This is a genomic window from Rhizobium sp. Root483D2 (genome assembly GCF_001426685.1).
Classification (GTDB): Bacteria; Pseudomonadota; Alphaproteobacteria; order Rhizobiales; family Rhizobiaceae; genus Pararhizobium; species Pararhizobium qamdonense.
Genome location: NZ_LMFB01000014.1, coordinates 1 through 16,722, shown reverse-complemented (window position 1 = coordinate 16,722; position 16,722 = coordinate 1). Strand labels below are relative to the sequence as shown.

Annotated in this window: 20 protein-coding genes and 2 tRNA genes; 7 read left to right on the top strand and 15 right to left on the bottom strand. The window is 61.2% G+C overall.

Features of this window, described 5'->3' with window-relative positions; all coding sequences use genetic code 11:
* From ASD32_RS30455 to ppdK, 3 genes are all read left to right on the top strand, one after another.
* On the top strand, positions 1 to 182 hold a 182-nt coding region (locus tag ASD32_RS30455), incomplete at its 5' end, for a hypothetical protein (protein ID WP_210171106.1).
* Between the two features lie 151 nt (positions 183 to 333).
* On the top strand, positions 334 to 1,956 hold the full coding sequence (locus ASD32_RS12860) for a diguanylate cyclase (RefSeq protein WP_244490160.1): 1,623 nt from the start codon (positions 334 to 336) through the stop codon (positions 1,954 to 1,956).
* Between the two features lie 133 nt (positions 1,957 to 2,089).
* The gene (gene ppdK, locus ASD32_RS12855) at positions 2,090 to 4,756 is read left to right on the top strand and encodes a pyruvate, phosphate dikinase (protein WP_060638435.1); all 2,667 of its coding nucleotides are present in this window, start codon (positions 2,090 to 2,092) and stop codon (positions 4,754 to 4,756) included.
* 6 nt (positions 4,757 to 4,762) lie between these two features.
* On the opposite strand, the gene ASD32_RS12850 is transcribed toward ppdK, so the two are convergent.
* The 5 genes from ASD32_RS12850 to ASD32_RS12830 all read right to left on the bottom strand — a co-directional run bounded on the left by ASD32_RS12850 (position 4,763) and on the right by ASD32_RS12830 (position 7,503).
* Entirely contained in the window at positions 4,763 to 5,179 is a 417-nt protein-coding gene (locus tag ASD32_RS12850) for a type II toxin-antitoxin system VapC family toxin (RefSeq protein ID WP_060638434.1), read from the bottom strand.
* On the bottom strand, positions 5,176 to 5,427 hold the full coding sequence (locus ASD32_RS12845) for a type II toxin-antitoxin system prevent-host-death family antitoxin (RefSeq protein WP_060638433.1): 252 nt from the start codon (positions 5,425 to 5,427) through the stop codon (positions 5,176 to 5,178). Before ASD32_RS12845 ends, ASD32_RS12850 begins: the two co-directional genes overlap by 4 nt.
* Positions 5,428 to 5,842: 415 nt before the next feature.
* The gene (locus tag ASD32_RS12840; protein WP_156383164.1) at positions 5,843 to 6,685 is read right to left on the bottom strand and encodes an alpha/beta hydrolase; all 843 of its coding nucleotides are present in this window, start codon (positions 6,683 to 6,685) and stop codon (positions 5,843 to 5,845) included.
* A gap of 150 nt (positions 6,686 to 6,835) precedes the next feature.
* Positions 6,836 to 7,087 carry a hypothetical protein gene (locus ASD32_RS12835; RefSeq protein WP_060638432.1) on the bottom strand — a complete coding sequence of 84 codons (252 nt, stop codon included), beginning with the start codon at positions 7,085 to 7,087 and terminating at the stop codon, positions 6,836 to 6,838.
* 38 nt (positions 7,088 to 7,125) lie between these two features.
* Positions 7,126 to 7,503: a hypothetical protein gene (locus tag ASD32_RS12830; protein ID WP_060638431.1), complete on the bottom strand. Its 378-nt coding sequence runs from the start codon at positions 7,501 to 7,503 to the stop codon at positions 7,126 to 7,128.
* Between the two features lie 332 nt (positions 7,504 to 7,835).
* Here ASD32_RS12830 and ASD32_RS12825 point away from each other — a divergent pair, with 332 nt between their 5' ends.
* Positions 7,836 to 8,744 (top strand): DUF1499 domain-containing protein, encoded by a 909-nt coding sequence (locus ASD32_RS12825; RefSeq protein ID WP_060638430.1) that lies wholly within the window; start codon positions 7,836 to 7,838, stop codon positions 8,742 to 8,744.
* A 9-nt stretch (positions 8,745 to 8,753) separates the two neighbouring features.
* On the opposite strand, the gene ASD32_RS12820 is transcribed toward ASD32_RS12825, so the two are convergent.
* The 4 genes from ASD32_RS12820 to ASD32_RS12805 form a co-directional block, all read right to left on the bottom strand.
* Complete coding sequence (locus ASD32_RS12820) at positions 8,754 to 9,638, bottom strand: LysR substrate-binding domain-containing protein (RefSeq protein WP_060638429.1); 885 nt, start codon at positions 9,636 to 9,638, stop codon at positions 8,754 to 8,756.
* Between the two features lie 260 nt (positions 9,639 to 9,898).
* Complete coding sequence (locus ASD32_RS12815) at positions 9,899 to 10,354, bottom strand: thiol-disulfide oxidoreductase DCC family protein (RefSeq protein WP_060638428.1); 456 nt, start codon at positions 10,352 to 10,354, stop codon at positions 9,899 to 9,901.
* Positions 10,354 to 11,280, bottom strand: coding sequence for an MBL fold metallo-hydrolase (locus ASD32_RS12810; protein ID WP_060638427.1), 927 nt, complete (start codon positions 11,278 to 11,280; stop codon positions 10,354 to 10,356). Before ASD32_RS12810 ends, ASD32_RS12815 begins: the two co-directional genes overlap by 1 nt.
* 11 nt (positions 11,281 to 11,291) lie before the next feature.
* Positions 11,292 to 11,588 carry a cupin domain-containing protein gene (locus ASD32_RS12805; RefSeq protein ID WP_060638426.1) on the bottom strand — a complete coding sequence of 99 codons (297 nt, stop codon included), beginning with the start codon at positions 11,586 to 11,588 and terminating at the stop codon, positions 11,292 to 11,294.
* A gap of 427 nt (positions 11,589 to 12,015) precedes the next feature.
* Here ASD32_RS12805 and ASD32_RS12800 point away from each other — a divergent pair.
* Both ASD32_RS12800 and ASD32_RS12795 read left to right on the top strand, forming a co-directional pair.
* A tRNA-Gln gene (locus ASD32_RS12800) sits at positions 12,016 to 12,089 on the top strand.
* Positions 12,090 to 12,292: 203 nt separating this feature from the next.
* A complete protein-coding gene (locus tag ASD32_RS12795) occupies positions 12,293 to 12,475 on the top strand; it encodes a YegP family protein (RefSeq protein ID WP_060638425.1) in 183 nt (60 codons plus the stop codon).
* Positions 12,476 to 12,549: 74 nt separating this feature from the next.
* On the opposite strand, the gene ASD32_RS12790 is transcribed toward ASD32_RS12795, so the two are convergent.
* Positions 12,550 to 12,960, bottom strand: coding sequence for a hypothetical protein (locus ASD32_RS12790; RefSeq protein ID WP_060638424.1), 411 nt, complete (start codon positions 12,958 to 12,960; stop codon positions 12,550 to 12,552).
* 376 nt (positions 12,961 to 13,336) lie between these two features.
* On the opposite strand from ASD32_RS12790, the gene ASD32_RS12785 reads away from it, so the two are divergent.
* Positions 13,337 to 13,413, top strand: a tRNA-Pro gene (locus ASD32_RS12785).
* Between the two features lie 93 nt (positions 13,414 to 13,506).
* On the opposite strand, the gene ASD32_RS12780 is transcribed toward ASD32_RS12785, so the two are convergent.
* The 5 genes from ASD32_RS12780 to ASD32_RS30025 all read right to left on the bottom strand — a co-directional run.
* The gene (locus tag ASD32_RS12780) at positions 13,507 to 14,592 is read right to left on the bottom strand and encodes a tyrosine-type recombinase/integrase (RefSeq protein WP_060638423.1); all 1,086 of its coding nucleotides are present in this window, start codon (positions 14,590 to 14,592) and stop codon (positions 13,507 to 13,509) included.
* Between the two features lie 162 nt (positions 14,593 to 14,754).
* Positions 14,755 to 14,961: a hypothetical protein gene (locus ASD32_RS12775; RefSeq protein ID WP_060638422.1), complete on the bottom strand. Its 207-nt coding sequence runs from the start codon at positions 14,959 to 14,961 to the stop codon at positions 14,755 to 14,757.
* Positions 14,958 to 15,143 (bottom strand): hypothetical protein, encoded by a 186-nt coding sequence (locus ASD32_RS12770; RefSeq protein ID WP_060638421.1) that lies wholly within the window; start codon positions 15,141 to 15,143, stop codon positions 14,958 to 14,960. The genes ASD32_RS12775 and ASD32_RS12770 overlap by 4 nt, the downstream gene beginning before the upstream one ends.
* Complete coding sequence (locus ASD32_RS12765; protein WP_060638420.1) at positions 15,140 to 15,754, bottom strand: hypothetical protein; 615 nt, start codon at positions 15,752 to 15,754, stop codon at positions 15,140 to 15,142. The genes ASD32_RS12770 and ASD32_RS12765 overlap by 4 nt, the downstream gene beginning before the upstream one ends.
* Positions 15,755 to 16,186: 432 nt before the next feature.
* On the bottom strand, positions 16,187 to 16,722 hold a 536-nt coding region (locus ASD32_RS30025), incomplete at both ends, for a hypothetical protein (RefSeq protein WP_210171105.1).

Below are 16,722 nucleotides of genomic sequence, written 5' to 3'. Positions count from 1 at the left end.
AGCATGTCTCCGAACACCTGTCAGGGATGTCTCCGGGCTTTACACTTGTGGCGGGGATCCAGTCAGCTCAAGTCATTGAGCTGAAAGAGTCTTTTGACCCGACAGACGTCGGGTCACTGGATCCCCGCCACAAGGGCGAGGATGAGGGAGAGTGGGGTATCGCCCTCGCAAAACAATCCTAGTTCAGACTTGGTCAGCAGCCTGCTAGAGTCTCGCCGCCGCATTTGGCTTCTGCGGCTCCAGGGTTTTGGTAAGACATTCTTTTCATATCTGGGCGCACACTTTCACCAGCGGCCTTCTTGGAAGGCCTGCCGGTCGCCGGGGGGATGAACCTTGACGGATTTCACGGGCGCAGATGCGTTGATGCTGTTGGAGGCCGTGCCCGTGGCGTCGCTGTGCGTCAATGCAGGCGGCATCATCGTTTTTGCCAATGGCATGGTGACGGCTATGGTCGGTGGCGGGCCGGGCCTTGTGCGAACGCCGGTCTCGCGGCTCCTGCCGGAATGGCACATTGTCTCCAGCGTATCCGCCCTATCCTTTCGCCGCGAAACGCTGCTTTTGCGCTGTGATGGCAGCATCATTCCCGTGGAGCTTTCGGTCGTGCGGTTCAGCGAAGTCCTGACGGGCATCGTCATCCGCGATCTCATCGATGAACGGTCGATGGAAACGATGCGGCTGGAGCTTGAGCGGCAAAACGAGGAAGCACTTCTGGAGGCAAGGGCCGCGCACCGGCGGCTCGGTTTCTTCATCGACATGCTGCCGCAGGCGGCCTGCGTCTTCGATGCCGAGGACCGCTATATCCTGTGGAACGAAAAATATGCCGCTTTGTATCCGGAGATCGCCGGTTACCTGCGTCCCGGAATGCCCTTTCGCGAAATCCTCGAAATCAGCCTGGCCAGCGGCGAGATGCCGGAACTGGTCACGGATCCGCAACGCTGGCTCGAGGAGCGGATGCGGAAGCACAGGCTGCCGGTCTCGCAGGAAGAGCAGATGCTGCGCGACGGGCGGTGGCTGCGCCACGACGATCGCCGCACGCCCGATGGCGGCGCCATCGGCATGCGCATCGATATCACCGATCTCAAGCATCGCGAGGAATCGTTCCGGCTTCTGTTCGATGCCAATCCGATGCCGATGATGGTCTGCGATGCCGTGACGCTGGATATCGTCGCCGTCAACAGCGCGGCAGTCCGGCTCTACGGCTTCCCGGCCGAAGCCATGCCGCAAAAACGCGTCACCGATTTTCACAGCGGCAGCGAGGGCGAGCGGCTGGGCACCATGCTGCGCGGGCTGGAGGGCGATTGCGAGGCGCGCACCGTCTGGCATCAGAAAGGGGCCAATGGCAGCGAACATCACGTCCTGATCTACGTGCGCATCATCAACGATGGGCCGTCACGGCGGCTGCTTTTGACGATCGCCGATGTCAGCGACCGCATCCGGGCCGAGGCGCACGCCACGCATCTGGCCCATCACGATCCACTGACCGGCCTGCCCAATCGCATGCAGTTTCGCCAGAAGCTCGAATCCGCATTGGAAAGGGCGGCCCGCGAGGGCGAGGAACTGGCGGTTCACTATCTCGATCTCGACGGCTTCAAGCCGGTCAACGATACGTTCGGTCATGCGGCCGGCGATCTCCTGCTGAAACAGGTTGCCGAACGGCTGAAATCGGTCCTGCTCAATGGTGATCTGGTGGCGCGGCTGGGCGGCGACGAATTCGCCATCCTGCAGCATGCCTCGGCATCGAAGGCGGCCGATATTGCCGACCGCTGCATTCTGGCGCTGGGGAAGCCCTTCGGTATAGCCGACCGTCAGATCGGCATCAGCGTCAGCATCGGCATCGCGGTGGCGCCCGGCAACGGCTTTGATCCCGACGAGCTGATGAGCGCTGCCGACACCGCCCTGTACCAGGCCAAGGCCGGCGGCAAGAGCACATGGCGCCGCAGCAGTACGGCAGCTTAGAGCCTCGTACGATCAATGAGACAGGTTTTGTGATGATTTTGCTGCAATGCAGCAAAATTCCGCCACCGGTGCATTTTAAAGCCGAAAAGGATACTGTAACGTGCGGTGGGAGCCGTATGGGTGGAGAAGTGGCATGATGAAGTGGGTTTATACCTTCGGCGGGGGAGAAGCCGAGGGAAATGCGGGCGATCGCGATCTCTTGGGAGGCAAGGGGGCCAATCTGGCGGAGATGTGCAATCTCGGCCTTCCGGTGCCGCCCGGCCTGACGATCATCACCGAAGCCTGCGGCAGATATTACGCCGATGGCCGCATCATTCCCGACGCGTTGAAGGCGCAGGTCTCGGCCGGTATCGAGACGATGCAGGCGATCACCGGCCGCGTCTTTGGCGATACCGAGCGCCCCTTGCTTTTGTCTGTGCGCTCCGGCGCCCGCGCTTCGATGCCCGGCATGATGGATACAGTGCTCAATCTCGGCCTCAACGATGCGACCGTGCAGGCGCTCGGCCACGATGCCGGCGACGCCCGGTTTGCCTGGGACAGCTACCGCCGCTTCATCCAGATGTATGCCGATGTGGTCATGGGTCTCGATCACGAGGTCTTTGAGGAAATCCTCGAGGATGAGAAGGGCCGTCTTGGCCATGAACAGGACACCGAGCTTTCCGCCGTCGAATGGCAGCACATTATCTCGCTCTACAAGCGCGTGATCGAGGAGGAACTTGGCGAGGCGTTCCCGCAGGATCCGGAGGTTCAGCTGTGGGGAGCGATCGGCGCCGTCTTTGCCAGCTGGATGAACCCGCGCGCCATCACCTATCGCCATCTGCACAATATTCCCGCCGCCTGGGGCACCGCCGTCAACGTGCAGGCCATGGTCTTCGGCAATCTCGGCAATACGTCGGCCACCGGCGTCGCCTTCACCCGCAATCCCTCGACCGGCGAGAACGAGCTTTACGGCGAATTCCTCGTCAATGCGCAGGGCGAGGATGTCGTTGCCGGCATTCGCACGCCGCAGAATATCACCGAGGCCGCCCGCATCGCGTCGGGCTCCGACAAGCCCTCGCTGGAAAAGCTGATGCCGGAAGCCTTCGAGGAGTTCCAGGCGATCTGCGACCGGCTGGAAGGCCATTACCGCGACATGCAGGACCTCGAATTCACCATCGAGCGCGGCAAGCTGTGGATGCTGCAGACACGGTCCGGCAAGCGCACCGCCAAGGCGGCGCTCAGGATCGCCGTCGATATGGCGGAAGCCCGCACCATCACGAAGGATCAGGCGGTCTCCCGCATCGATCCGGCCTCGCTCGATCAGCTGCTGCACCCGACCATCGACCCGCGCGCGCGCCGCGATATCATCGGTTCCGGCCTGCCGGCGTCACCAGGGGCGGCCACCGGCGAAATCGTCTTCACCTCTGAAGAAGCGGTGCTTGCCAACAAGGAAGGCCGCAAGGTCATCCTGGTGCGCGTCGAAACCAGCCCGGAAGACATTCACGGCATGCATGCGGCCGAAGGCATTCTCACCTGCCGTGGCGGCATGACCAGCCATGCGGCCGTGGTCGCGCGCGGCATGGGCATTCCTTGCGTCTCGGGCGCCGGCAACCTGCGGGTCGATGCCCGCAACGAACTGCTGATCGCCGCCGGCATGACGCTGGCCAAGGGCGAGGTCATCACCATCGACGGCTCGTCCGGCCAGGTGCTGAAAGGCGAAATCCCGATGCTGCAGCCGGAATTGTCGGGCGATTTCGGCAAGATCATGGCCTGGGCCGATGCCAGCCGCCGCATGACCGTGCGCACCAATGCCGAGACCCCGGCCGATGCGCGGGCGGCCCGCTCGTTCGGCGCCGAGGGCATTGGTCTGTGCCGCACCGAGCATATGTTCTTCGAGGGCGAGCGCATCAATGTCATGCGCGAAATGATCCTGGCGGCCGACGAGGCGGGGCGGCGGGTCTCGCTTGCCAAGCTCCTGCCGATGCAGCGCTCCGATTTCACCGAGCTGTTCTCGATCATGCACGGCCTGCCGGTGACCATCCGCCTGCTCGATCCCCCGCTGCACGAATTCCTGCCGAAGACCGACGAGGAGATCGGCGATGTCGCGGCCGTGCTTGGCATGAACCCGGCGGAGCTGCGCCAGCGTGTCGATGCGCTGCACGAGTTCAACCCGATGCTCGGCCATCGCGGCTGCCGCCTGGCGATTTCCTATCCGGAAATCTGCGAGATGCAGGCCCGCGCCATCTTCGAGGCCGCCGTCGAGGCTGCCCGCGAAACCGGCGCGGCCGTCGTTCCCGAAATCATGGTGCCGCTGGTCGGCCTGAAGTCCGAGCTGGATTACGTCAAGGCCTGTATCGATGCGGTGGCGAAGGAGGTCATCGGCGAATCCGGCATCGGGATCGAATATCTCGTCGGCACGATGATCGAGCTGCCGCGCGCCGCCCTTCGCGCCCATGTCATCGCCGAAAGCGCCGACTTCTTCTCCTTCGGCACCAACGACCTGACACAGACCACCTTCGGCATCTCGCGTGACGACGCAGCGCAGTTTCTCAACACCTATATCCAGAAGGGCATTGTCGAGAAGGATCCGTTCGTGTCGCTCGATTTCGATGGCGTGGGCGAACTCATCCAGATCGCCGCCGAGCGCGGCCGCCGCACCAAGAATGGGCTGAAACTCGGCATCTGCGGCGAGCACGGCGGCGATCCCGCCTCGATCCGCTTCTGCGAGGAAACCGGCCTCGACTACGTCTCCTGCTCCCCCTTCCGCGTCCCCATCGCCCGCCTTGCCGCCGCACAAGCCGCCATCAACGGCAAGGGGTGAGGGGGCTCATCTCTGCGGCAGGACGGTGACGCCGGAGTGCCGGGCTGCCTGCGCAAGCGCCCTGTCCAGCGTTGCCAGCGGCAGCCGTAGCCGCTGGGCAAGTTCCAGATAGGCAGCGTCATAGACCGTCAAGCCGTGCAGATCGGCAAGCGTCACCGTTGCTGACCAGGCATGCAGACGGGTTTCTTCGTCGGTGACGATGTCCAGCTTCTGTAGATAACCGAGAAACTGGTCCCGTGCTTGGCTCGCAATACGCTTCCGGCGCACGGACACACAAAGACTGTTGGCAACTTCCAGATGCCAGAGAGCGGGCACGATGGCGCCGTTCTGGATGACCTGGTCGAAGACATCAGCGATTGCCGGTGTCTGTTCGTCCTCAAGCAAAAAGGCGAGTGTCGCCGAGCAGTCGAGAACCAAACTCACCGGCGGCCCTCATCGCGATATTGCTTCCACTCGTCCCATTCGAATGCGCCAAGCTTGATGTCTTTCGCCAGCGCCCGGATGCCCTTCGCGGCCTCGATGGCAGCCGTCCGATCCTGCAACGGTGTCTCCCTAATCATCCGCGCGACAGGTTTGCCATGCCGCGTGATCACGATTTCCTCGCCATTCTCGACGAGGTCAAGAAGCGTGCCGAGCGTATTCTTCGCCTCAAAGGCTCCGATCTTGCGCATCCGAATTCTCCTCGGGAAAAACCTAGCTGAGCTAGCTTAATCCCGTAACGTACTACGAGCAAGCTGCCGGCAAAAACGCTGAGCCGGGCCAGCTTGCGGAGGGCGTTCTAAGCCGCCATAAAACGCCGAATATTATTGTCTGGTGAGAGGAGCATCCCCACTCTCCGTCATCCTCGCCCTTGTGGCGGGGATCCAGTGATCCGACGTCTGTCGGGTCAAAAGACTCTTTCAGCTCAAGGACTTGAGCTGGCTGGATCCCTGTGACGAGCACAGGGATGACGGAGCGTGGGGCCATCGCTTCAAGTCCGAAACGACCTTTAAAATGCCGGAAAAACTCCCTTGTCAGCACTGTGTTGACAGCCCGAAAGCGCGCACGGCGCTCTGACCCGCTCGCAATCGTGCAGGCCTGAAACATCTAATGATCAATAAAATCCCGCACCGCTTTGTTATAGCCTTGCGGGTCCTGCAGCATGGCGAAATGGCTGGTATCCTTGAGGATGATCAGCTTAGCGCCCGGGATCGTGCTGGCCAGATAATCGGTATGCGCGCGGCTGATCGCCTCGTCATGGTCGCCCAGAACAATGGCGGTCGGGGTGGTGATCTTCTTCAGGTCCTCGTCGCTCCAGTTCGGCTGGCTTGCCCACATATTGCTGATCTGGGTGACGAAGGCGTCGTATTCGGTGGGTGTCGGGGAAATCTTTTTGTAGACCTCGCCGGCTTTCTCGATGTAGCTGGCAAAGGTCTTGTTTTCCATCACGGTCGGGATGACCCCGTCGATCTTCGAATTGGCGGCCTGGGCAAACAGTCTGGTCAGACGCTCCGGATGATGGATGGCGATGTCGAGCCCGATAATGCCGCCGTCGCTCCAGCCGACAATCGCTGTCCTGTCGATCTTCAGGTAATCAAGCAGCGCCAGATAATCCGACGACATCAGGTCGTAGCTATAGGGCTCGGCATTGCGGGTGGAGCGGCCATGGCCGCGGCTTTCGGCCGTGATGACGGTGTGATCCCTGGAGAGATCGGCCACCTGCGCGCCCCAGACATCGGCATAGCCAAGGCCGCCATGGATGAGGAGCACCGGCGGGCCGGAGCCGTAGACGGCATAATACATGTTGATGCCGTTGACCGGTGCCGTGCCGGTCTTGTCCGCTTTCGGCAAGGGGGCGGCGTCGGGCAGGCCCTGCCAGCGCTCGGCGGCAAGCGCCGGGATGGCGGAGAGCAGGAAAAGGGCGCAGACTATTTTCAGCATGGCTTTCATGGAAAATCTCCCGATCGGTTTCATGCACCATCATAGGCGCCAATCCGCTTTGCCAAAGCAAAAGCCTGCGCCTAACGGCGCTCAATGCGGAATTTTCTTGCAAGCCGCTGGGTGGTTCTCGAACGATTTCAGCGTGCGAGGCTCTAAAACTTACCGGAGAATGACCGGCCGGTTCCAGCCCCAGAGCATCGGGTCGTTGCCGTAGCGCAGCGAGCGCGATTCTGCGCGGCGGTCGAGATCGATGCGCTGCAGGCAGGTGGCAAGCGCATCGGTGCCACGGCGAAAACCGTAGGACAGGCAGGTTTTCTCATCCGCAGCGCGGCGCTCCTGCGGGGTCAATGTGGTGCAGCCGGCAAGCAGGATGCCAAGGGCGGCGAGCGGCAGGATCTTCCGGATAGACATGCTGATACCTTGAAGGATTGCAGACTGCGCTTTGTCTATCAGATACGCTGCAGCACATCCACAAAGGCTTCGGCGAAATTCTTCAGGTCCGCCGTCGTCTCGTCCGGCGTCTCGATACGGATCTTGGTTCCGCCGGTTTCCAGGCAAGCAAAGATCGTCGCCATGGTGATGCTGCCATCCTTGGGAATGCGCAGCACGGCGATACGGTCACAATCGGCAACCAGGCCGGAGGCGGGCAACTCAAACAGAAGCGCGCCATCGATGGCGCCAACAGCCGCACGCACATGGGCGGAAAAACCGTCCGGCCCTGTCGTGAAGCCATCCAGCGACAGTTCAAGCTCGAGCAGTTCCATGGTCAGGCCGGGGTCGGCGGCCGGCATTGCCTTTTGCGTGGCGGTCATTTCGGATGATAGCATGCTCACTCTCCTTTCAAGCCGCAGCGAGAGAAATCGTCCCGCGCGCTTGGAAATTCCGATGTGTGTGCAAACCCGTTCCACGCCCCATGAACCGGAAAAACACCGCTGATCCCCATCTTTAAGACTTGATCATGGAGAATGGCGAATTTGCGGCATGTTAGCAAGAGCGGATGTTTGCGTTTCCGGGCGGCCGCCCCCGCTGCAACGCCCGCATCTCTGCCACGATCCCCGGTAAAAACCGCTTCACCGCCGTCGTCATCATGCTTTCGTTTCAAGATGAAGCGCTCTAAACAGGAGGTTGCCTTATCCGGCCAAGGGATTGATTCTGCCAGATGATGATCAAGTACGAGCGCCCTCCTTCTGCTGCCGCCCGCTGGGCGCGCCGGATTGCCCGCTTTGCCTTCGGTCTCTTTGTCGGGGCCCTGCTGGCACATCGGTTCGGTCCGCTCGTCACGCCGCAATTCGTGGCGCTGATGGTGCTGTCGGCCGGGCTTGCGGCGCTTGCGGTCGTGCTTGCCATGATCGGCCTTGTCCGCTTCTGGCAGGTGGCGGCCATGGGCGGCATCGCATCTTTCGTGGCCCTGGTCTATGCCGCCGTGCCGCTCGCCGCTGCGGGCTACGGCCTTGCCGAATATTTCTCAAAGCCCGCCATCTACGATGTCAGCACCGACACGGTGACGCCGCCGCCCTGGATCAAGCCGCCCAGTGCCGCGCAGGGCTGGCTGAAACGATCGCCCGAGGTGACGCCGGCAGACCGCGAGGCGCAGGTGCTGGCCTATCCGGGGCTGACCGGCCGCCGCTACGATGGCGCGCTCGACCGTGTCTTCGAAGGGGTGAAGAAAGTCGCGGAACAGTCGGGCATAACCATCATTGCCGAGGAGGGCGTTGAAAATGCAAGGGCCGATCTCGAGGACATGGCCGTCAAGCCTTCGGACGCCGCACCGGCCGATAGCGACCCCGACGATGTGCCGATCCCGCTGCAGCGGCCCGAAATCGTCACCGGCGAGATGCCCGTTGGCCGGCGCGCCTCCGATATCCTGCTGCAGGGCGAATGGCGGACGCTGATGACAGGCCTGCGGTTCAATGTGTTGATCCGGCTGCGCGAAGAGGCCGAAACCACCTTCGTCGATATGCGCGTCGCCGCGCGCTATGGCGGCCATGATCTGGGCCTTGGCGCCGAATTCGCCGATCAGTTCCTGCATGCGCTCGATGCCGAATTGCTGGGGATCGCCGGGGATTGATCAGCCAGGTCAGCCGGAAAAACAGTCCTCCATCCAGGCGGCAAAGGCAACTGCCTGCGGCGAGAGCTGCTCGAAGTCGCGCGCCACCAGAAAATAAGCCCCTTGCGGCACCGAGAGCTCGAACGGCTGGATGACGCGCCCGGCGTCGAGATCGTCCTGCGCCAGAATGGCATCCACCAGAGCAATCCCATGGCCGCGCATCGCGGCCTGCAGGGCCAGCGCGCAATCGGCAAAGATCGGGCCGCGTATCGCCTCTGCGGACGGCGTCAGCCCGGCAGCTGCAAACCAGCGGGTCCAGACATCGCGGTTTTCTTCATGCAGCAACGTATAAGACAACAGATCCTGCGGCGTTTCGAGTGGCATTGTCAGGATGTCCGGCGATACGACCGGGATCATCGCGACCTCGCAGAGCTTGCGCGCTTGCACGCGCGGCCAGGCCGTGGCCTTGGCGCTGTGGCGGATCGCGAGTTCGGCCGCATTGCCGCGAAATTCCACCAGCCGGGCCTCGGATTCCACCGAGACGTCAATCTGCGGGTGAAGCGCGCGAAAAGCTGCGAGATGCGGCACCAGCCAGCAACTGGCAAAGGCAGGCTCTGCATTGACGGTCAAAAGGGCCGGCGCCGTTGCCGCGCGGATTTCTTCCAGCCGGTGATCGATCGTATCGAAGGCCATCGCCAATGTTTCGAGCAGCCGCGCCCCCTCGTGGCTGAGGCGCACCTTGCGATGATGCCGGGTAAACAAAGCCGTTCCGAGCAGCGCTTCCAATTCGCGCACCTGCCGGCTGATCGCGGCCTGCGAAACGAACAACTCTTCCGCAGCCAGCGTAAAGCTCTCCAGCCGTCCCGCAGCCTCAAAACTGCGCAGCGCCGTCAGGGGTAGTCGTCCGCGCTTCATCGCATAACCTCAAGTCATTCGAAGCCGACAATAAGCTCGTTTGTCCGCAGCGGGCAAGCGGGATCACACTCAGCCATCGATATCACAAGGACGACGGCGATGAATGCGATGCTGCGACTATGGATGGACGTCATCCGGCTTCTCACCCTGCAACCGAGGGCTTGTTCCGGTCCCGACGGCAGGGATAAGCGCTATCGCGAGCGATCAGGGAGGCCAGGCGGCTGTTGATCCAGGCCGGAAATCGGAAAAGGCCGTGTTGCTCATGCCAGAAACCGGGCCCGGTGCTCCGGCGAAGGCACGAAGCAGGTGTTGCGGCGGCCGGCGATCCGGTAGCGGTTGCGGGCGATCCATTCATAGAGCGGGTCGCGGATGCTTTTCGGGATGAGGCGCAGGATGCCAGCCAGTTTCCACGGGAAGGCGAGCCCGGCGGCCAAACGCAGCGAACCTTCGGATTTCAGATGGACGATGCCATCGGCAATCAGCATGTTGGTCTCGTAATCGCGGCTGTCGAGGCCATAATGGCGGTAGAGCGCTTGGCCAAGCGGCGATTGTGCCGTGATGAAGCGGTAGCGGCCCTGCCGGTCGTGCCGCAGGACGAAATTCACCCAGCCGGAGCAGAAGATGCATTCGCCGTCAAAGACCAGGATGGGGTGATCGTCGGCAAAATCCGGCACTGCCGGATCGCTGCGGTAGCTATAGGCCGGCTGCAATGGCATCAGCGCGTTCCGCCGAGCCGGAACGCCCCGGCCAGCGACGGCGCGCCATCCGTCTTGACCTCACCGCGCTCGATCAGGTCCTCCAGATGCGCAAAGACCGAAAGCGCTGCGGCCCCATGCAGCCGTGGATCGGTGGTGGCGTAGATCACCTTGACCATGTCGATGATATGGCTGTCGCCGGCCCGCACCCGTTCGAGCACGGCGCGCTCGCGCATCCGCCGGTGGGCGCGCAAGCCCCGCAGGAACGCCGCAGGCTCCTTCACCGGGCCGCCATGGCCGGGCAGGTAGAGCCGGTCGTCGCGGCCGAGCAGCTTTTCCAGCGACGCCATGTAGTCGCTCATCGATCCATCCGGCGGCGCAACGATCGAGGTCGCCCAGGCCATGACATGATCGGCGGAAAAGACGATGCCGGTATCAGCCGGCGTGCCGAGCGCAAAGGCCGCATGGTTGGCGGTATGGCCGGGGGTCAGAAGCGCGGTCAGCGACCAGCCGTCGCCTTCGATCCTGTCGCTGTCGGCAAGTGCGATATCGGGCGTAAAATCCATGTCCGAGCTTTCGGCGAAAGGATTGATCTCGCCTGCATGCAGCGGCCGTGCCGCCCGGTGCGGCCCTTCGGCCACCACGATAGCGCCGGTCGCAGCCTTCAGCCGCCTGGTCAGCGGCGAGTGGTCGCGGTGGGTGTGGCTGACGGCGATATGGGTGACCTCGCGGCCCTTCAGCGCCGCCATCAGCGCCTGAAAATGCGCCTCGTCCTCCGGCCCGGGATCGATCACCGCCACCGATGAACCGCCGACGATATAGCTGTTGGTGCCATGGAAGGTGAAGGGGCCGGGATTGTTGACGGTGATGCGCTGCACCCCGTCTGCCACCGTCACCGCCTCGCCATGGGCAGGCTTGAAGTCAAGGTCGAAATCCGGACCGTCCATGCGCCGTCTCTTCACTTGTACTCGATTTCGATGAAGGACATGAAATCCTTGCCGGCATTGACGACATTGTGCTCGACACCGGCCTCGCGCCGGTAGGCCTGGCCCTTGGCAATATCCACCCGCCGCTCGCCGCCCGGCTCCTCCAGAAGAAACCGGCAATCGGTCATCGGGATCACCACATAGCCCATGCCATGCACATGATGCCCGGTATCGGCCCCCGGCTCGAAATCCCAACGGGTGATCCGCACCACCTCGTCATCGAGAAGAACGGTCGGCTTGGCAGGCGGGCGGGCACGAAAAATGCTCATGGAGATCTCCGGGTTGAAGACCCGACCCTATCTGAGAAAACCGGCAACAGAAACGCATTTCCCGCATCGGCCTTGCGTCTTTTGAGCCAGGCTTGTGTCTTTAGAGCCAGCCTTGCGTCTTTTGAAAATCGGTGCCGCGTTGCGAAAACTCACCTGCTATCAAGGCCGCTTGCCCCTCACCCTAACCCTCTCCCCGCTCGCGGGGCGAAGGGACGACGGAGCTTGCCGCCTGTCCTTCTCCCCGCAAGCGGGGAGAAGGTGCCCGAAGGGCGGATGAGGGGCCTTTCTACACAGAAGCCTGTCCCGCAACTTTCCCAAGCCTCCCTTGAAAAATACGCTCAAAACCTAAACTTAAACATTGTCGCACGCGTCCGGCTTTGCTAAACCGGCTCTCGATTTGGCAGGGCAATCTGTTCGCGCCAAACGGTGGGGCGTAGCCAAGCGGTAAGGCACTGGTTTTTGGTACCGGCACCCCTGGTTCGAATCCAGGCGCCCCAGCCACTTATTATCGCTATTGTTAGCTGCTCGGATCAAATCGAGGCCTTTGGCGAACGCGGCCTCTGTGGTTTTCCACGTTTAGCATGAAGCAGCCGATAGCGCTAACCAGCGGGCTCTCCTTCTATCCATCATGTTCAAACTTGCCAACGCCGGTTGCAACTGCCACGTTACACAGGCTTGATTCACACTGACAGGAGGGGCAGTTCATGGCTCACAAGTTTGAAATCTTCAAAGACAAGGCTGGCGAATTTCGGGTTCGTTTCAAATACAACAATGAGGTGATGTTTGCGACGGAAGGCTATTCTTCCAAGTCGAGCGCGCAGAATGCCATCGAGTCGCTGAAGAAAAATGGCCCCGGTGCGCCGGTCGAGGACAATAGCTCGACCTGAGCAGTCTCCAAAGAAGAGACCCGCCGGCGTGCGCCGGCGGGTCTCTTCAAATCACACATCTGCGTTCGAAATTCTTAACTGGCCTTTTGGCCGGCCAGAAACTCCTCGCACCAGCTCGGTCCGGAGGATTTCTTGACGTCGCCGAGGACCTTGATCGAGCGGATGACGTAGTCCGAGGACACGCTGAGCTGGACGGAGCAGGAGAGGAATTCGGTGCGGGCAGCGGCGATCTTCTTGCCCTTCTTGCCGTTTGCACCCTCGGCGAACTGTGCCGGGATCGTCCGCTTCTTGTAGCCGCCCTTCCAGGAATAGACCGTCGTATCGCCGCTCGAGACGTCGGACTGCGGTGGGCCGAAGGCGGCGAAGAAGACGCCGGCGGGCTGTCCGCTCCAGCGGGCTTCGACAGCATTGCGGGCCGGGCCCACGGTGGTGCAGCCGGCAAGCGCCAGCGCAAGGGCGGCGACGGTCATCAAGCGGAAATTCATCTGGTCAGGTCCCTTTGGCTTTCGTTCTCAAACATCGGTTGTCCCGGTGGCACAACGGGCTGCTGGCCAGGGATTTTCCCTTCAGCCTCTAACGCTAAACCGATTGAAAGAAAATCGCCGCAACAACTTATCTGCGCGCCTTTGCGCATAAATTTTCAAGCGTTGCCGAAAGGCCCCAGCAGGGCAGGCGGATGTGCGCGGAACCCGGCGTACGCTGCGGCAAAGCAGCGATCCGTCCATCGGCCGCAGAAGCGGATTGCCCTCTTTTCCAAGGCCGCAAGGCCGCCTATCCCGTTGTTTTCAGTCCCCTTGCCGATTTTTGAAATTTGCGCCTTGTGGAAAGGAAAATGCTGTTCTATAGAGGCGCCGCTGGTCACGGAGTGTAGCGCAGCCTGGTAGCGCACGTCGTTCGGGACGACGGGGTCGGAGGTTCGAATCCTCTCACTCCGACCAGCTTGAACCCCCGACAATATAAGGGTTTCGCCCTGATGGGCACGCTGGGTAGGCACTAAGTCATTTTAGATGCTGCACAGTTTCCGCACAGTTTCAGTAGGCGTTTGCGGCGTTTTGCTGAAACTTCGGGTCGTTGTGCAGGTATGTCCGCTCGAATTCATCGGTTGTGATTCCGAGAGAAGCGGCGGCTTCCTGGACGTCAATGCCAGCGCTGGCAAGCCAAGTCGCGCGGGTGTGACGCAGGACATGCGGGGTGACATCCTCACCGAGTTTTGCTTCCGCGCGGACGGCGCGAAAGGCCTTATGTGGCTTGATGACCTTGTCACCAAAGTAGTGGATGACGTGAAGGGTAGGGCGTTCACGCTTCTCCTTGACGTCGGCCGCCATGTCTTTCTTGCGCCAATATTTCAGCAGACGCAGAAGGCGAGGCGGGATCTTGACCGGCGTTTTACGCTTGTTATGCGCAACACGTTCGCCGATCGCCTTGCGGTACATCACACCAGCTTCGAGATCGACCCATCCGCCTGTCGTGTTCGGCATCCATTGCAAGCCGAGCATTGCTGATAGGCGCGTGCCACTGTAGACGCCGACCAGAAGCAGGCGAACAATGTGCTGGCACCGGCCAACTTTGCGCGCCGCTCTGATGAGGCTCGCTACTTCCTCACGTGTCAGCCATCGTTCTCGGGGCATACTCTTGTCCGGCAATGTCACCTTTGGAACCATGTCGAGGGTGTATTCGCCGTGGTAGTAATTGATCGCCGCGCGCATCACTTCGAGATCGCGGCGGGCTCCGGCCTCTGTTCCACGAACGTCCGCGTAGTCGCGGCAGAGTTTCCCCCTGATGTCCGCGACGCGGCAACTTCCAAAGAATTCATTCAGCCTGGCGATGCGGGCCTCGGTCTCCCGTGGCTTGACGGTCGCCTTTGACTTCTCGTCAAGATAGACGAGAAGCACGTCACCTATGGTCGTGACAGTTGAACGACCGTCGCGCTGGGGCTGGAATTTTTCGGCGAGATATTCGTGGAACTTGGCTTCGGCTTGCTCAACCTCTGCCTCAGCGCATCCTGTGCGGATAGTGGCTGACCCGTCTCGGATAACCCATGTTTCACAGGAACGGCCTGTCCGCTTGTCGGTGTCGGTTCGTAGGTAGAGCCTTGGCGGCTTTCGTTTTTGCGGCATTTCTCAATCATCCTTTTCACTCCGTTGCGCGTGACGAAGTCCTTGCCTGCAATCCGGATGATTTCCAGATTGCCTCTGCGAGCCTCCGTCCGCAGCGCGGACTTTGTCAGGATTCCGTGGAAGAACAAGCGGCAGGCCTCATCAAGCTTGACGGGATCATCATCACCGACTGTCATTTTGATTCCCTTTGTCTTTCGGCAGCCACGCCCGCTTCGGCGGCTCGATTGCGCGGATCGCGTTGGCTAAAAGGCTGCGATCAGTGGTATCGACGACGGTCGCGACCTGGGCTGCTAGATCGCGGGCAATCTTAAAACCCTTCAAGAATGCCTGTTTCCGGCGGCGTTTATGGCTGTCGAGTTCTGCCGTCACGACTTCGCCTCCGTGTTCACTGCAGGCGCTTGCGCGGCGGCGAGGGCTTCGCGAGCCGCATCGAAGACAGGGCCGTCAAGGTTTCGAACGCCGTGGCTGTCGAACTCGGCCCGGTTCTTCATCGCCAGATCGGCCCAGTCGATGATGGCCTGTAGGCGTTCGCGGAAAAATGCTTCGGTCATACCGTCCTGCCTTTCTTGTCCTGTTCGCGGTACTGGCGAAGAAGCTCGTCGCCCGCATCAGCATTGATCCGGTCAAGCTGGCGAAGCGCCCAGTTCAACCCTTCAGCGAAGCCAGCTGCCCGGCCTTTGTTGTGTTCGTCGATCCAGCGCTGAGTACTTTTCCGCTCGCGGTCCTCGACGACGCTGGTAACGGTGACCGGGAATGCTCCCCGAGAGTGCGGCTCGGCGCTGTGGTAAGAGATGACGCCTGGTTCGCCGCTGACAGGCACTGTTCGCCACCATTCCTGGCGGCAATCGTCGGGTCTGACGTGTCGGCGGTCAAAGACCGCATCTGCTCCCGTATATTCGTTGCAGGCCTCAGCGAATTTAAACCGGTCGTAGTGACCACGAGCGAAGAAGCCCATGACATCGCCGCTGTCGAGTTCCCGGCTCTCCTCAATCGAGATGCCGTGGTTTCTCGTTTGCCGCCAGTTGAACTGAGCGTCATAGAGAAACTGTTGCAGCTCCTCTCGCTTGATAAGGCACATGTCGGGATATTCGGCAGGCGAGGTGCGGTCATCAGTATCGCAAAGCGTCTGCCATGATGTTTCGAGAAGGGTTTCAATGCTCATCGTTCAAGCCCTCCGACGCTACGTTGAAGAGGGGTGCTGGCAAGGGCAACCATTTAGACGGCTTGTCGGCATAGGTGTGATCGTCGCCCATATGGTCGCCGATCGCGTTCATGACCTCTGGCTCGATCCAGTAGCCGCCCTGGTCCTCGCTGATGATCCAGCAACCGCCAACGATTTCATCCGTAGGGTCGCCATCCTCGTCCAGCTTAACGATGGGCCACCAAACCAGAACATCGGTCATTGCCGGCGCCGTGCTGATGTCCTGCGGACCTTCCAAATTCGTTGCGGGCGCGGGTGCGGCGTAGAGGGGAATGTTATCGTCGGACTGCCGAGTTGGGTGTATGTAGCTAATATATCCATACTTAAGATCGGCGCGATATTGTGGGGTGAGATAGCCTACCGGCTCCTGTTTTTCGGGTGATGGGGAGAAGNCATATCTTTGGTGACATGCAGACGGCACTTACCGGCCCAGAAGATGTAGATGTCTTCAGCTCCTTCCTCCAACGCGCTCTGGATCTCGCGGATTATTTCACTTTTCAGTGCGGACGGGGTCCTGCCTGCCATGATAGCGCGACCGATGATCAGGTAAGGTTCGCCGCCTCCCCAGTGGGGAACTTCGGCCGCTGTGTTGAACGCGATGATTGCAGCCTGCCGGACATCATCCGGAAGTTCGGTCAAATCGACGGGCTCTGGCTCAACGCCAAAGATCGAATAGTCTGTGCCGTCCCAGATAGCACCGATGCCGCCGCACTCTCGGCAGCCCATGCCAAGATTGCATTTCATGATCTCGCTGTAGGGGCCGGTCGGCACGCCCTCATTGAGTTCGTGGCAACCGCTGCAGGATTTCCAGAAGCCGTCGCCTTCGGACACTCGGTCAGCTACGCCGTCCAGCTCGATTGGCAGCGCATGTTTTTCGGGTGATGGGGAGAAACTCGCGAAGGATGTGAATTCCTCGACCATATCTTTGG

Bases quoted from the DNA above. Each gene is read 5' to 3' on its own strand.
- ppdK (WP_060638435.1), top strand. From the start codon at position 2,090: ATGATGAAGTGGGTTTATACCTTCGGCGGGGGAGAAGCCGAGGGAAAT.
- ASD32_RS12845 (WP_060638433.1), bottom strand. From the start codon at position 5,427: ATGCGCAAGATCGGAGCCTTTGAGGCGAAGAATACGCTCGGCACGCTT.
- ASD32_RS12840 (WP_156383164.1), bottom strand. From the start codon at position 6,685: ATGAAAGCCATGCTGAAAATAGTCTGCGCCCTTTTCCTGCTCTCCGCC.
- ASD32_RS12835 (WP_060638432.1), bottom strand. From the start codon at position 7,087: ATGTCTATCCGGAAGATCCTGCCGCTCGCCGCCCTTGGCATCCTGCTT.
- ASD32_RS12830 (WP_060638431.1), bottom strand. From the start codon at position 7,503: ATGCTATCATCCGAAATGACCGCCACGCAAAAGGCAATGCCGGCCGCC.
- ASD32_RS12825 (WP_060638430.1), top strand. From the start codon at position 7,836: ATGATGATCAAGTACGAGCGCCCTCCTTCTGCTGCCGCCCGCTGGGCG.
- ASD32_RS12820 (WP_060638429.1), bottom strand. From the start codon at position 9,638: ATGAAGCGCGGACGACTACCCCTGACGGCGCTGCGCAGTTTTGAGGCT.
- ASD32_RS12815 (WP_060638428.1), bottom strand. From the start codon at position 10,354: ATGCCATTGCAGCCGGCCTATAGCTACCGCAGCGATCCGGCAGTGCCG.
- ASD32_RS12810 (WP_060638427.1), bottom strand. From the start codon at position 11,280: ATGGACGGTCCGGATTTCGACCTTGACTTCAAGCCTGCCCATGGCGAG.
- ASD32_RS12805 (WP_060638426.1), bottom strand. From the start codon at position 11,588: ATGAGCATTTTTCGTGCCCGCCCGCCTGCCAAGCCGACCGTTCTTCTC.
- ASD32_RS12795 (WP_060638425.1), top strand. From the start codon at position 12,293: ATGGCTCACAAGTTTGAAATCTTCAAAGACAAGGCTGGCGAATTTCGG.
- ASD32_RS12790 (WP_060638424.1), bottom strand. From the start codon at position 12,960: ATGAATTTCCGCTTGATGACCGTCGCCGCCCTTGCGCTGGCGCTTGCC.
- ASD32_RS12780 (WP_060638423.1), bottom strand. From the start codon at position 14,592: ATGCCGCAAAAACGAAAGCCGCCAAGGCTCTACCTACGAACCGACACC.
- ASD32_RS12770 (WP_060638421.1), bottom strand. From the start codon at position 15,143: ATGACCGAAGCATTTTTCCGCGAACGCCTACAGGCCATCATCGACTGG.
- ASD32_RS12765 (WP_060638420.1), bottom strand. From the start codon at position 15,754: ATGAGCATTGAAACCCTTCTCGAAACATCATGGCAGACGCTTTGCGAT.